Origin of the sequence: Leptospira inadai serovar Lyme str. 10 (assembly GCF_000243675.2) — a bacterium.
In the GTDB taxonomy this organism is placed as follows: Bacteria; Spirochaetota; Leptospiria; order Leptospirales; family Leptospiraceae; genus Leptospira_B; species Leptospira_B inadai.
The window spans coordinates 728,468-741,102 of the sequence record NZ_AHMM02000025.1 but is presented as its reverse complement, the minus strand read 5'-3'; the positions used below and the strand labels follow the sequence as shown (position 1 = coordinate 741,102).

Here is a 12,635-nt window from a genome sequence, read left to right as displayed (position 1 = left end):
ACTGGATTCTAAATTTAAGCGGCTTGTTCGGCAGGGACAACGCCGGAACGTTCCATTAAATAAAAAGATCCGAACAATAAGGGAATATAAACCAAATCACCCAAAAGCGAGTTTTGGAAAAAAGGAATCGCTGCAACATAACAGGTGACGAATCCGCCAAAATCCAACGAATACATTCCCGACGTTAACCATACAAAAAAATTGGTAACTAGAAAGAATAAGACGGATCCGCCAAAACCGGTGATCGCTAATCTTCCCACCGTTAAATTTTCGCGTAACTGACGTCCTGCGATTGCGAACAGGATAAACATTCCGTAAACGACAGGTACTAATGAGTGAAAGCCGATTACCGCATCGCTAATCATCATAATTCCTAAAGGTAAAAGCAGGGCCACCCAGCGATTCGTGAAATAGACTCCGCCAAATAGTGAGATGGCCAGAATAGGAGTAAAATTTGGCAAGTGAGGAAGGAAGCGGCTCAGTACCGCTAAAGCAAGAAGAACAACAGCAACGATATTTCTGGATTGAGTCATGATAGTTTCCGGGATTTTAGGATAGGGTGGACCCTGAAACTGGCCCGTCAACCAATTCAAGAATGTTTTTTCAGCGAGGGAAAAAGGGTGGGAATTCCAACAAACTAGCAAAGCCTGGACTAGTATGAAAGCCCCGAATCCTAATGATTTTCCGAATGCCGTCGAGTATCTCCGCGACATAACGGCAAAACTTAGAAGTCCGGACGGATGTCCATGGGATCGAGAGCAAACTCATCTCACTTTAGTGCCGTACATTTTAGAGGAATCCCACGAGGTAGTGGATGCGCTTCTCGGCAAGAATGACGAACACATAAAAGAGGAGTTGGGAGATCTACTTTTTCAAATCGTTCTTCACTCTCAGATCGCTTCGGAGCGAGGAGCCTTTACTTTCGAGGACATTGCAAACGATGTTTCCGAAAAACTCGTTTTAAGACATCCGCATGTATTCGATCCTGAAAATTCTAGATTCGAGTCAGCGGAAGAAGTCGTCGCGAATTGGGATAATCTAAAGGAAAAAGAAAAGCGATCGAGAGGAAAAAACGGGAATAATAGAGTCGATAAGAAATCATCCGTTCTCAGCGGAGTTCCGGAAACGTTTCCTTCCTTGCTAAAGGCGGAAAAACTTCAAAAGAAGGCCGCAAAAGCCGGATTTGATTGGCCAGATCTAAAAGGAGTCGAAGAAAAACTTTGCGAGGAGCTCGACGAGTTTCTTACGGAAATCAAAGCTACACCGGAGATTTCCGCGAATCAAGTTCGGATAGAAGACGAATTGGGCGACTTCTTGTTTAGCATCGTAAATCTTGCGAGAAAACTCGGCCTGTCTTCGGAGTCGGCTCTTACCCGAACCAATTTGAAATTTAAAACAAGGATCAACTTCATCGAAGAAGAGCTTGCCAAAGAGGGAAAGAAATTTTCCGAAACACCGCTCGAGCAGTTGGACGAAATTTGGAATCGAGCTAAAATCGAATCCGTTGATCCTATCGCATCCAGGAAAAATTCCACGCTCTCAACCGTTCGGGAACTTTCCTCGTATTTCATATGGAAGGAGACTTCCGAAAGCGATTGGCCTAAATCGTATCAGTTCTCTTATCAATCCGAAGAATATCGACTTATTTTTTCCGGATTCGGTTCCTTAACTGTACTCCCGTCGCAGGACCCTTGGGGAAGAAAGGGGCAGCCGATTTTCTACCTAAATTTAGGGGAAGAAATCTCAGAACCACCGATTTGGCGGGATTTAGAAGGGGTTACGTATACCGAAGCCGAATCCATATACGAAGGCATACGTAACGCAATCCGGGCTTATAAGGAAATTCTAAAGTAAAGGTAATTTTTAAAACCGTTTCGCCTCATTCGCGGCTAATATTTCGTATTCGCTTGGATCTTTTTTATTGAAGAATCCGAATTTCGATCGTCGATCATATATATGGAAGGAAAGTTCTTCCCGTATAACGTGGAAGCGCCCAAATTTAAAATCTTGATCGTCGATTCCGGGAGAATCACACGCAAAGTAATCGTATCCGAATTTGCGGATCCGGAATTTCAAGTCGTTGAAACATCAAGCTTAAACGAATCAATGATATTTGCACGGTCCGAAAAATTCGACCTTATCACTCTCGGCATATACTTTCAGGACGGGAACGGCTTCGATCTTTGTAAGAGAATTCGTACGGAAAAAATAAACGATGAACCGTTCGCATCCTATGATGCTAGAATTCTTTTCGTAACCTCCGAATATAATGACGCGAACCGGATCAAGGCGCACGATGCGGGTGCCGACGGATTTTTAGAAAAAAACCCGAATTTAATTTCCTTCAAGGAAACTCTCGCAATCATTTTAAAAGATTTAAAGTCCGAACGGCAAAGTGCGCTCGAACGATTCGAATTCCCCAAAGAGTCGGATCCAAAAATCTCCCTATTAGTCGATGATTCGGAATTGAATTTAGTTCTTTTTAGACGATTGCTGGAATCCCGCGGAATCAAAGTACAAACGGCAATTTCGGGAGAGCACGCGCTTCGTTTACTATCCGAAAATCCCGATCAATACGGAGTTCTCTTAACGGATATGTACATGCCGAATATGGACGGAGATCAGCTATGTAAAAAGATACGGGGAATGCCTGGACTCTCGGAGTTACGGTTAGGAATCATAACGGCTTCTAACGAAGCGGAACTTGCTTTGACGAAGATTCCTCTAGGCGTAAAAGTTCTCGCGAAACCTTACGATCCCGATCAAATAATCAAGTTTATAAACCCGAGTTAGGAAGAGAGAAATTCCAAGCCGACCAACACGTCCGGAAAACATTCCTTGCGAATATCCCCTTCGAGCTTCGGAAGTTTCGAATACCAGCTTTTATCTTCGTATTGCAAATCCATCCAGTAGAAATACAGGGTAGCTTCACCCAGCTCGTTTTCGATTTTGATCTCCGAGAATTCCTTTTTTAAGTCGCCGGTTCGTTCGAAGGTTTCGTTGGTCTTGGTTCTATATTGAACCTCCCATGCTTCGACCCTAAATGGAATGCCTTGCGCATTCGGCTTACCGGGTAAAAGTTTCCAGCTTTTGATCAGAATCCGGGAAACATCCTCGTATTTCAAAGTTTTTGAATAAACTACGTTTTCCCGTTTGTGCTTAAAAGAGAATTCCTTCGGTGCAGACTTCCAAGTTCCCACGATCGATCTACCGTCGCAAAAGAAACCTTTTACCTTGGGTCCTTCGGCCGAATTCGAAGTCGCGGGATTTCCTTTTGATTCTCCCCGAACATCGAGGCCCGGCTCGGTCGGTAGTACGGGTTCCTTCGGAAGGGGAATTTTTTGGGCAGCTAAGGATACGGCTAGGACCAAAAAAAGAAGGAGTCCATACAGACTCCTTCCGATGTTTCTTTTACGTTTCAAGGGAAAACCGATCCCAAAAATTCCTAAAGGCGTTTTTGGATCGCCTCCATGAATTTGAAGGTGTCTAATTCTTTCGGATTCGGGCTCGTCGCAAGAAGAGTTAGATCTTTCGTCATTTCTCCACCTTCGATCGTATCGATCACGGCCTTCTCCAATTTTCTCGCAAAATTGACCACGTCGGGAGTGCCGTCTAATTCTCCCCTTTTTTCAAGAGCACCGGTCCAGGCGAAAATGGATGCAACCGAATTCGTGGAAGTGCTCTCGCCTTTTTGGTATTTACGATAGTGACGAGTAACGGTTCCGTGAGCGGCTTCATACTCGAATTTTCCGTCCGGAGAAACAAGAACGGAAGTCATCAATCCTAAGGATCCGAAACCGGACGCCACCATATCCGACATTACGTCGCCGTCATAGTTCATTAGCGCCCAGAGCATTCCGCCTTCGTTTTTAACGATTTGAGCGACCGCATCGTCGATTAAGAAATAAGAATATTCGATACCGGCTTTTTTTAGCTCTTCCGCTCTCTTGTGAGATACTTGATCGAAGATCGTTCTAAATCTGGCATGGTATTTCTTGGAGATGGTATCCTTGGTCGCAAACCAAATATTGATTTTTTCGGAAATCGCGTAATTGAAGCAAGCCTGAGCAAAACTCTCGATCGACTTGTCCAAATTGAATTGGCCCATTATGACGCCGGGACCGTCGAAATCGTTGATCAGGACTCTTTCTTTTTCCTTACCGTCTTTTGTAGTAAAAACTATCTCTACTTTTCCCGCCTCAGGAATATAAAGTTCAGTATCTTTGTATAAATCTCCGAATGCATGCCTGCCTACTACGATGGGTTTCTTCCAAGATCTGATTGCGGAGGGTATATTATTGACGATGATCGGTTTCCGAAAAACGGTTCCGTCTAAAATGGAGCGAATCGTTCCGTTCGGAGATTTCCATTCTTTCTTTAAATTGTATTCTTTTACACGATCTTGGTTTGGCGTGATCGTCGCACACTTAACGCCTACTCCGTATTTGAGAATGGCATTGGCTGAATCAACGGTTACCTTATCTTCCGTTTTGTCCCTGTATTCGACCCCTAAGTCATAATAGTCCAGTTCGATATCGAGATAGGGATGAATGAAACGATCCTTGATCTCTTTCCAGATGATGCGGGTCATTTCATCCCCGTCCAGCTCCACTAGGGGAGTTTTCACCTTGATCTTAGCCATTGGGTTCTCCTTGTATTGTGTAGATAAATTACGGTCTAGGCCTGGTGTCCATTCTCTCCGTCCTTAGGACTTGGGGAAAGAAGGATTCTCTTTAATTTTTAAGATTCCGTTTCGAAGATAGTATAGGTTCTGAGTTCCGAAGTAATTAATAGCGACCGGTAACGAAATGATTCCAAGGACGGAGAGATATCGATATTTCAAAGAATCTTTTTGAGACACGTTATGAATGGTTTTTTCCAGCCTCAAAAGAATCCGTTTCCAACGCTCAAAAACCGATTTGAGACTCGGATTGCATTCATCAAAATAGAGACCTTCTGCGGAAGTTACGATAATATCTTTCAGTCCGGGTGGCAAGGGAGGGGAACCGAATAAATCCCTGACTCTTACCAAATCCTTTTCGATTTCCGACTCTTGCTGGCGGGGAATGGGAAGAATCGAACTAATTCCTATAGAAACCGGAAGGGATAGCCTAAAGAGAAAATCGGACGCCACCATCGAATTGAGATAGCGACGGACGGTTTCACCCAATGTGTCGGGGTGGTCAAGCTGAACGTCGCTCAGATTCTTGACGGTTTGGATTGTATATTGGCTGAGCTTGATCTTTTCGATCCAGAACAGGCTCAATAATTCCGTGTCCATGGCGGTATGGGTACATTTTTTGAGTTTCCCTTTTTTGGCAATCTCTATCCGCCAAACGAGATGAGCCGGACCGCCTTTTCCGGACAGGCCGCCACGCAAAGACCGCAGGCATGGCAATCTTCCGGGCGAACGACGTAAGCTTTATTAGGACCGTGAAACATCGTCTTTATCCTTCCTGCAAAAGAAAGCCGCTCTTTTTCGGATCGATCGATCGGTCGGATCTCGAACACTGCAAAGGGACACACGATTGCGCAATCACGCTTCCCTTCGCATTTCGAAAGATTTATTTCAGGCCGGATCGGACCAACCTCGGTTTTACATTTCTCGATGAGGTAATTCTTCTTATCCGCCTGTCGCTTCATATTTCTTTTAGACCCCGCAAACTGGAACGATCATGTTACATCGAACGTCGGTCGAAAACCGAGTAAGGAATTTCGAAAAAATCAACACGCGATCTTCCTCTCATTCTTCTCTTGCAGTTTTATGTTGGTTATGCATAGACTGTTGCATTCTGCGTTTCATTCTATGTTTCCAATACCGTTTGTGACGACCGCCTCCGAGGCCATGACCGCCCTTAAAAAGTAAATGAGATAAAACGAATATTCCTAAAGCTTGCCAATAGGTAATCTGTTTCCAGGCAAATAGTTCCGGCAAAAGCCAGTTCCATAATTGCCAAACGACGGCTGCGGCGGCTAAAAAGAATAGCGGGATAAAAAGTATCCAAGCAAAAATTCTTCCTTTCCTAAATCTATGCGAACATGAATGGTTCATAGTTTTTTTCCTTATTAAAATTCTTCGAGGAAAAGGGACCTTAGCGCTTTCAACCGTTTGGATAGAAATTCTTTTGCGTATGCTTTTCTGGCGGAAAGCGTTCCTTCCGGAATGCCCGTTTCTTCGGAGATTTTTCGAAATGTTTTTCCTTCTAAAACATTCGCGATAAAAACCGATTTTTGCTCGGCAGGAAGTTCTGCGATAGCTAGAGACAATTCTTCCAAAACTAGTTTCTGATAAAATTCGCGTTCGGGTCCCGCACCTTGCGCGGGAATCGCCTTTTCAATATCGAATTCGTTCTCGAGCTCCGGTACAAGATACTTTCTGGTTTTCTTTTTACGATACCAGTCCCCGACTTTATTTCGAAGAACTGCGTATATGTACGCCAAAAGGTATTCGATGGACCCGTTCGAATCCAGCTCCGCCACCGCGATCAGGAAGGATTCTTGTAAAAGATCCTCCGCCTCTTCGGGGTCGGAAACTTTCGATCTTACCCAAGCAAGAATCTTATTTCGTTCCCTTCGATAAATTTTATCCAAAGACACCAAGGTGATTTTTTCCTCGTAAACAATAGTTGTCTCTTCAGGAAATTCCTTGGTTTTTTTGGATTATTTCGCGGAAAAAGGTAAGAAAATAATCCAAAATGGAAAAAATCCGAAATCAAATGCGCTTCCATCTATAGAATTCATAGCAACCCTCCCAAAAGGATCTTCGTTCTAAGTCGTTTCAGGCGGGATTTTCTTGCCTCTTTTTCGTAAGAAAATCCAAGAATCGATTTATTTTGAGAATCCCGATTTACAAACGTGCTTCTTTAAGAACGGGAAAGATCGAATCGGGTCCTTTTTTCTTCCAAGTTTTTTTGCGCAACTCCAAGGCCTCTTTACCCGGGATATACGAGGTAACCGATGAGACTCAAAAGAATTGAATCGATCGATCCAGAAATGAAATGGATGAAATTGGAAAAAGATAAGGTAGCTTTTCTTAAAATCGTAAAAACCTTAAATCGGTATTATGATTCGCTTAAGGGACCGGAAAAAATCAACCCTACATCCTTTAGAAAACGATTGACGGAATCCGATCCCGATATCGCGGAAATCTTTTTCAAAAAATTCGGTAAATATGAATTCTTAGTTTTCGCTCGAATATCTTCCGAAGGGAAAAGCGAATTCGACTCTTGGATTCATATTGACGGAATTCGACAGGAACGAGAGGAGCTGTCCGGACAGAATGTCACAGACCATCCGGTATTTTCGATTCGCTGTCTCAGTGATATTTACGAAGATTCCTGCATTCCGATCTCGGAATCGGAATTAGAAGAAATCGAATTATCGCAGGCCTGATTTATTTATAAAAGCCTCGCCGACTATTTCGCGAATTTTCTTTCCTGATATGTGAAAGAAGTACTTGCCTACGGAGAAAAAAGGATTAGGAATTGGAACCCATGTTTTTCTCCGGCGGAATTTTCTTTCCAAAGTATATAAGGACGTCTATCATTCTACTCACCCTAGGATTTCTTTTTTCCGGTGAAATCAGGAGTGAGGATAAAGTTTTACGAGCTAGAAAGACTAGCAAAGGGGAAATGGCATATCATCCTTATCCGCAAGAAGGATATTTTCAAGCTTGGAATTATTCTTTTACGGACGACCACCTTTATATTTTTGCGACCTTCTTAGTGAGTAATCTTGGCCCGGGAACCCGAAACAGCGGTATTAGTTTAGTGGTCTATGATAAGGAGAACGGAACCAGGTTTTTCACAAAGGAATTTTCAAAAGACGATCTAAAAGCGGAGCCGGGAGTCATCGAACTGGAAATCGGAGATAATTCCGTAACAAAGGGTGTCGAAGGACCCGAGATCCGCATGCAATCGGAAGACGTGAAACTCTTCCTTTCTTACAAGACAGGTTGGTGGAAGGCGGTTTCTCTATCCGGAGGGAAAATCAATTTGCCCGAAAAAAATCGATTTGTCCAAGCCGATATGGCTTTCTCCTTCGTCCCGACCTGGGGATATCTCATCCTGAACGGCGAAAAAATACCCTTGGATGGAAGAGGTGGGATGGAACATCTTCTCACCAACTACGAAGTTTATAAATACAGTCGTAGATGGGAATTATTTAGGGCACAGAACGGCGAGAATGAAAAATTATATACGGGGGGCTTTATCGGAAATGAAACGTTTCCCGATAAGGAAATCCGAACGATAAGTTCGGTCGATGCCAACGGAAAATTACTTTTCTCGGCCAAGGTGCATAAATCCGAGATCTTGGAATCCGAAACCGAACCGTTTTCGAATTATCTGCTTCCTGTTCAGGAAAAATTTTATATGAACGAAAGCGGTTCTTGTTTCCTTTTAGTTCAAAGAAAGGAAACCGTCGGGAAAATAAACGTTCTATCCAATATCTCTTCCGTGTTACGATTCTTCGTACGTCTATTTTTTGCAAAGCCGTACCAGCTTTATTATTTAGCGGAAGCTAAACTCGATTGCCCTGTTCCGCCGGAAGGCTTCGGACATGTACCGAAAGATCATCGCTTTCACGGTATCTTTTCCTATTACTTAATTAATCCGTAAAATTCCTTAGAACCTAGGAAATCCTAAGATTGTTCCGTTGAAAAAGTTAGGGCAGTCCCGGTCCGCCCTAACTTTTTTATTTGCTATTTACTTCCGTCCGGCGGAAACCAATAAGGTTCCGTAATAGATTGCCGTAAGAATCAGCATCAACCAAGGAATCAAGTTCCCGTACGTAACATAAAAGCCGGGTTTAGAATCGAAAACCGCTACTTGTTCCCAGGTGGTCTCCGCTTTCATTAAGCCGGTCGATTTTCCAGGAAGAAACCGACCCATATGATCGACGAATCCTGAAATGCCGGAATTCGTGGATCGGACCAACCATCTTCTCCATTCTATCGATCTTAATCTTCCCAACTCGAAATGCTGATCGCTTTCCGTCGTCGTTCCGTACCATTTATCATTCGTAAGATTCGCAATAAATTCGGGATTTCCTAAATGTCTAAACTTCCGAACGAATTCCGGAACGATCACCTCGTAACAGATCAAAGGAAGAATCGAACCTTCCTCCTTTAATTCCATCCGAGTGGACTCGTAATACCGCCTCGTAGCCTCCGCATTCAACTCCTCGGTATCTTTCCAGTGAATCGGGGCAGGTTGAGCGGGAAGCGTTCCGATACCGGAATAGTAAGACAATAATTTCAACGATTCTCCCGGTTCGAATTTACCCGTTTGAGGGCTGAGGTCATACATAAACTCGAAAGGCATAGTCTCTCCGAAAAGAACCAAGTATTGCTTTTGATACGCATCTCTTCGATTTCCGTTCGGGTCATATATTACATTATTATTATAATATCTTAAGTATTCTTTTCCGGAACTTACCGTTTTGTATTTCGCGTCTATTTCGTTAAAAAATACGTTCGCTTTGTATCGGTTTGCGAAGGCGATCATCAACGCTTCGAATCTATACCAGTACATCCTGTTAAGTTCGGTGATCGGAGTTTTATTTGCGGAAAAATACGGAATTCCAGCTTCCGGTAGAACGATTAGGTCCGGTTTTTTTCCAGCCTTGCGAACCGCATCATCCACAAGATTATCCATCCGTTCCATTAATTCCTCGATAACTTGCAATGGGGAACGGCCTCTTTCGTCGCGAATACTCATCGGTGCGTCCGGTTGAACGACCAATACTTCGAGTGTTTTGCTAGGCTTCACGTCCTTCCATTTGAAATATAGGGAGGTTCCGACGATCCAAAATAGGAGAAATATACCGAGCGGAATGGCCCAAAACTTCGCGAAGTGCAAAGTTTTTTCCTTGGATCTTATTATTTCGGGTAAATGAAATAAATTCGTTTCAAAGAGAGTGTACGAAATTATGAAAACGAGAAAACTTAATCCATAAACGCTTCCTATCTCTACCGTTTGAGCGAGAAGAATATTTCCGGCGGCTAGGTTTCCCCAATACCAAGGAAATAACTGAGGTCCGATCATATCGGCGGCCAGTCCGCAAAATCCTACCACCCAAACGCTATGCCTTCCGATTTTCTTCGTTAAGAACGAATAGGACAATAGGAATATCGGAAACTTCGAACCGAATAGAACTCCGGCAAGAATCAAAATTAAAGCGGCAAATGGAGTCGGAAAATTCCCGAAGACTTGCGCCATATGGAAAATCCAATGAAACGACACGACATAGAAGAAAACTCCGAAGAGAATGCCGTGCAAAAGCAATTGCTTGTATCTTCCCGCATATTTATGCGCTATCCAAAAAAGTCCGAAAGGAGCGATCCAAACAAAATGGCTTAGATAAAAAGGAGCAAATGCTAAAAAGGCGAAGACGGAGGTCCAAAGATAACAGAAAAGGTCGAACCAGCGGGTCTTTTGAAAATTTCGAAAGTTGTTTAAAAACGAATTCATGGATACCAACGTTCTTCGGAAAAAAATAGACTGACGTCAACCGATTTCGACCGTATGGATCGATTCTTGGTTCCGACCTACCGTTACGAAGCGATTTCATTTACCGCCTTCTTGCCTTTTTCGTAAATGCTTGCCGGAACGAGGCGGGTCGGCAGTCTATCTGAAAAGTCGGTAGTCGAATGAGTTCCTCTTATTTTAAAATTATAGGTAAAAACCCGCTCCACGGAACGATCTCCCCGCAGGGGAATAAGAACGAAGCTCTTCCTATTTTAGGCGCAATATGCATGACTCCGGGAGAAGTCACCGTCCGGAATATTCCCTTGATAACCGACGTTCTCATGCTTTTAGAAGTCCTTAGACTTCTCGGGCTCGAAATAGAAGATCAAGGAGAAGGAACTTTCTTATTCCGAAATAAAGGAAATATCAAGTCGGATCTCCCTTACGAACTTTGTTCCAAATTGAGAGGAGCCGTCACTCTCGCCGGACCGATTCTTGCGAGCACTGGACGGGTTTTTTTACCGCGCCCGGGCGGAGATAAAATCGGCCGTAGGAGAATGGATACCCATCTTCTAGCACTCCAAGCATTAGGTGCCTCTATCGAAGTTTTTCCGGATGGATATGAAATCAAAGCCGATCGACTGCGCGGAACGGATATTCTTTTAGACGAGGCATCGGTAACGGCAACCGAAAACGCCGTTATGGCGGCTGCGCTGGCAGATGGAACAACCATTATACGCCATGCCGCGAGCGAACCTCACGTGCAGCAATTATGCAAATTCCTAAATGCTTCCGGCGCGAAGATTTCCGGAATCGGATCGAACATTCTAACGATCCAGGGAGTGACCTCCCTCACTGCTCCGGCGGAACCGCATCGAATCGGCTCCGACTATTTGGAAGTAGGTAGTTTTATCAGTTTAGCTGCCGTTACCGGAGGAGAAATCTTTATCCCTGACGTAGATCTCGAGGATATTCGAATGATTCGAATGGTGTATTCTCGGTTGGGAATCGAAGTTCGTCCGCAAGACGGAGGTATACTCGTTCCTTCGGATCAGCAAATGGAAATTATACCCGACTATCATGGTGCAACTCCCAAGATAGACGATTCTCCGTGGCCGGGATTTCCGGCGGATATGACGTCCGTTGCACTCGTCACGGCTACCCAATGCAAAGGAACGGTCCTAATTCATGAAAAGATGTTCGAATCTAGGCTCTTTTTCGTGGATAATATCATTTCAATGGGAGCACAAATCATACTCTGCGATCCGCACCGGGCGATCGTGATAGGGCATTCTAGATTATACGGTCAAAAAGTTGCGAGTCCCGACATTCGCGCAGGAATGGCGATGATCATCGCCGCATTATGCGCCGAAGGAACCAGTTATATTCATAATATCGTGCAAGTTGATCGAGGCTTTCAAGAAATCGATACGAGACTCCGCTCTTTGGGAGCTCATATCGAAAGGATTCGGGAAGAATGAATCGACGGGACTTCTTCCGGAAAAGCCTCTCCAAGGCGATTGCGGTGGTGGAAGAAAGCGCCGACGAGATTGCGGACACATGGAAGCAAGTTACCCGAGAGCAAAAAAAAGAGGCTCCCCCCGATTCCGCTCCTTCGGTTAACAAAAAAGGCCTAACGCAAAAACAGGAAAAAAAAGCCCTTCCTCAAACTAGACTTCCTAAACAAAAGAAATTTAAAGCCTTCCGAAATTTACAATATCCTCCTGGTGTGGACAAGACGGCAAAGCGCTTCCTCTCTAAATGCACAGGGTGCGGAGATTGCATCTATGCCTGCCCATATTCCGTTTTATTTCCGGTGATGGATGATGAAAGAGGAAAGCACCTTCCTAGAATGGATGTGAATTTAAATGCATGCATGCTCTGCAAAGATTACCCTTGTATTGCGGCTTGCGAAACCGGAGCGCTACTCCCTTACAAAAAAAAAGAAGTTCCGAGATTGGGAAAAGCCCACGGTTGGTTTCAACACTGCATAAACGCTAGAACCGAGGAAAAAACTTGCGAGGCTTGTGCATTATCCTGCCCGATCCCGAGCGTAGTTAAGTTTAAGTCGAATAAGCCTACCTTCTCCCAGGATTGCGTAGGTTGCGGACAATGCGTATCGGCTTGCCCGACATTTCCCAAAGCAATCATTATTAAGTGAAATGA

General features: G+C 44.1%; 14 protein-coding genes. 6 read left to right on the top strand and 8 right to left on the bottom strand.

Features of this window, described 5'->3' with window-relative positions:
* Positions 1 to 14: 14 nt before the first annotated feature.
* A complete protein-coding gene (locus tag LEP1GSC047_RS19220) occupies positions 15 to 533 on the bottom strand; it encodes a DUF6580 family putative transport protein (protein WP_010415885.1) in 519 nt (172 codons plus the stop codon).
* Positions 534 to 657: 124 nt separating this feature from the next.
* Here LEP1GSC047_RS19220 and mazG point away from each other — a divergent pair, with 124 nt between their 5' ends.
* A complete protein-coding gene (gene mazG / locus LEP1GSC047_RS19215) occupies positions 658 to 1,854 on the top strand; it encodes a nucleoside triphosphate pyrophosphohydrolase (RefSeq protein ID WP_010415888.1) in 1,197 nt (398 codons plus the stop codon).
* 102 nt (positions 1,855 to 1,956) lie between these two features.
* Entirely contained in the window at positions 1,957 to 2,793 is an 837-nt protein-coding gene (locus LEP1GSC047_RS19210) for a response regulator (protein ID WP_010415890.1), read from the top strand.
* Here the strand turns inward: LEP1GSC047_RS19210 and LEP1GSC047_RS19205 are convergent.
* The 6 genes from LEP1GSC047_RS19205 to LEP1GSC047_RS19180 form a co-directional block, all read right to left on the bottom strand.
* On the bottom strand, positions 2,790 to 3,422 hold the full coding sequence (locus LEP1GSC047_RS19205; protein ID WP_010415892.1) for a hypothetical protein: 633 nt from the start codon (positions 3,420 to 3,422) through the stop codon (positions 2,790 to 2,792). The two genes, LEP1GSC047_RS19210 and LEP1GSC047_RS19205, sit on opposite strands and share 4 nt — an antisense overlap.
* 23 nt (positions 3,423 to 3,445) lie before the next feature.
* Positions 3,446 to 4,642, bottom strand: a complete 1,197-nt coding sequence (locus LEP1GSC047_RS19200; RefSeq protein WP_010415894.1) for an NADP-dependent isocitrate dehydrogenase — start codon at positions 4,640 to 4,642, stop codon at positions 3,446 to 3,448.
* Between the two features lie 63 nt (positions 4,643 to 4,705).
* Positions 4,706 to 5,281 carry a hypothetical protein gene (locus tag LEP1GSC047_RS19195; RefSeq protein WP_020989005.1) on the bottom strand — a complete coding sequence of 192 codons (576 nt, stop codon included), beginning with the start codon at positions 5,279 to 5,281 and terminating at the stop codon, positions 4,706 to 4,708.
* Positions 5,282 to 5,325: 44 nt separating this feature from the next.
* Complete coding sequence (locus LEP1GSC047_RS21435; RefSeq protein ID WP_010415900.1) at positions 5,326 to 5,643, bottom strand: 4Fe-4S dicluster domain-containing protein; 318 nt, start codon at positions 5,641 to 5,643, stop codon at positions 5,326 to 5,328.
* Between the two features lie 100 nt (positions 5,644 to 5,743).
* The gene (locus LEP1GSC047_RS19185) at positions 5,744 to 6,052 is read right to left on the bottom strand and encodes a hypothetical protein (protein ID WP_010415902.1); all 309 of its coding nucleotides are present in this window, start codon (positions 6,050 to 6,052) and stop codon (positions 5,744 to 5,746) included.
* A gap of 14 nt (positions 6,053 to 6,066) precedes the next feature.
* Positions 6,067 to 6,600, bottom strand: a complete 534-nt coding sequence (locus tag LEP1GSC047_RS19180) for an RNA polymerase sigma factor (protein ID WP_020988987.1) — start codon at positions 6,598 to 6,600, stop codon at positions 6,067 to 6,069.
* Between the two features lie 357 nt (positions 6,601 to 6,957).
* Here LEP1GSC047_RS19180 and LEP1GSC047_RS19175 point away from each other — a divergent pair, with 357 nt between their 5' ends.
* A complete protein-coding gene (locus LEP1GSC047_RS19175) occupies positions 6,958 to 7,392 on the top strand; it encodes an LIC_13246 family protein (RefSeq protein ID WP_010415907.1) in 435 nt (144 codons plus the stop codon).
* Between the two features lie 101 nt (positions 7,393 to 7,493).
* Complete coding sequence (locus tag LEP1GSC047_RS19170) at positions 7,494 to 8,618, top strand: hypothetical protein (protein WP_010415910.1); 1,125 nt, start codon at positions 7,494 to 7,496, stop codon at positions 8,616 to 8,618.
* 87 nt (positions 8,619 to 8,705) lie between these two features.
* Here LEP1GSC047_RS19170 and LEP1GSC047_RS19165 read toward each other — a convergent pair whose 3' ends face one another.
* Positions 8,706 to 10,472, bottom strand: a complete 1,767-nt coding sequence (locus LEP1GSC047_RS19165) for an apolipoprotein N-acyltransferase (protein WP_010415913.1) — start codon at positions 10,470 to 10,472, stop codon at positions 8,706 to 8,708.
* A gap of 179 nt (positions 10,473 to 10,651) precedes the next feature.
* Between LEP1GSC047_RS19165 and murA the strand changes: the two genes are divergently transcribed.
* Both murA and LEP1GSC047_RS19155 read left to right on the top strand, forming a co-directional pair.
* The gene (gene murA, locus LEP1GSC047_RS19160; RefSeq protein WP_010415916.1) at positions 10,652 to 11,950 is read left to right on the top strand and encodes a UDP-N-acetylglucosamine 1-carboxyvinyltransferase; all 1,299 of its coding nucleotides are present in this window, start codon (positions 10,652 to 10,654) and stop codon (positions 11,948 to 11,950) included.
* Positions 11,947 to 12,630, top strand: a complete 684-nt coding sequence (locus tag LEP1GSC047_RS19155) for a 4Fe-4S dicluster domain-containing protein (RefSeq protein ID WP_020988960.1) — start codon at positions 11,947 to 11,949, stop codon at positions 12,628 to 12,630. The genes murA and LEP1GSC047_RS19155 overlap by 4 nt, the downstream gene beginning before the upstream one ends.
* Positions 12,631 to 12,635: the final 5 nt, after the last annotated feature.

Bases quoted from the DNA above. Each gene is read 5' to 3' on its own strand.
- LEP1GSC047_RS19220 (WP_010415885.1), bottom strand. From the start codon at position 533: ATGACTCAATCCAGAAATATCGTTGCTGTTGTTCTTCTTGCTTTAGCG.
- mazG (WP_010415888.1), top strand. From the start codon at position 658: ATGAAAGCCCCGAATCCTAATGATTTTCCGAATGCCGTCGAGTATCTC.
- LEP1GSC047_RS19210 (WP_010415890.1), top strand. From the start codon at position 1,957: ATGGAAGGAAAGTTCTTCCCGTATAACGTGGAAGCGCCCAAATTTAAA.
- LEP1GSC047_RS19200 (WP_010415894.1), bottom strand. From the start codon at position 4,642: ATGGCTAAGATCAAGGTGAAAACTCCCCTAGTGGAGCTGGACGGGGAT.
- LEP1GSC047_RS19195 (WP_020989005.1), bottom strand. From the start codon at position 5,281: ATGGACACGGAATTATTGAGCCTGTTCTGGATCGAAAAGATCAAGCTC.
- LEP1GSC047_RS21435 (WP_010415900.1), bottom strand. From the start codon at position 5,643: ATGAAGCGACAGGCGGATAAGAAGAATTACCTCATCGAGAAATGTAAA.
- LEP1GSC047_RS19185 (WP_010415902.1), bottom strand. From the start codon at position 6,052: ATGAACCATTCATGTTCGCATAGATTTAGGAAAGGAAGAATTTTTGCT.
- LEP1GSC047_RS19175 (WP_010415907.1), top strand. From the start codon at position 6,958: ATGAGACTCAAAAGAATTGAATCGATCGATCCAGAAATGAAATGGATG.
- LEP1GSC047_RS19170 (WP_010415910.1), top strand. From the start codon at position 7,494: ATGTTTTTCTCCGGCGGAATTTTCTTTCCAAAGTATATAAGGACGTCT.
- LEP1GSC047_RS19165 (WP_010415913.1), bottom strand. From the start codon at position 10,472: ATGAATTCGTTTTTAAACAACTTTCGAAATTTTCAAAAGACCCGCTGG.
- murA (WP_010415916.1), top strand. From the start codon at position 10,652: ATGAGTTCCTCTTATTTTAAAATTATAGGTAAAAACCCGCTCCACGGA.
- LEP1GSC047_RS19155 (WP_020988960.1), top strand. From the start codon at position 11,947: ATGAATCGACGGGACTTCTTCCGGAAAAGCCTCTCCAAGGCGATTGCG.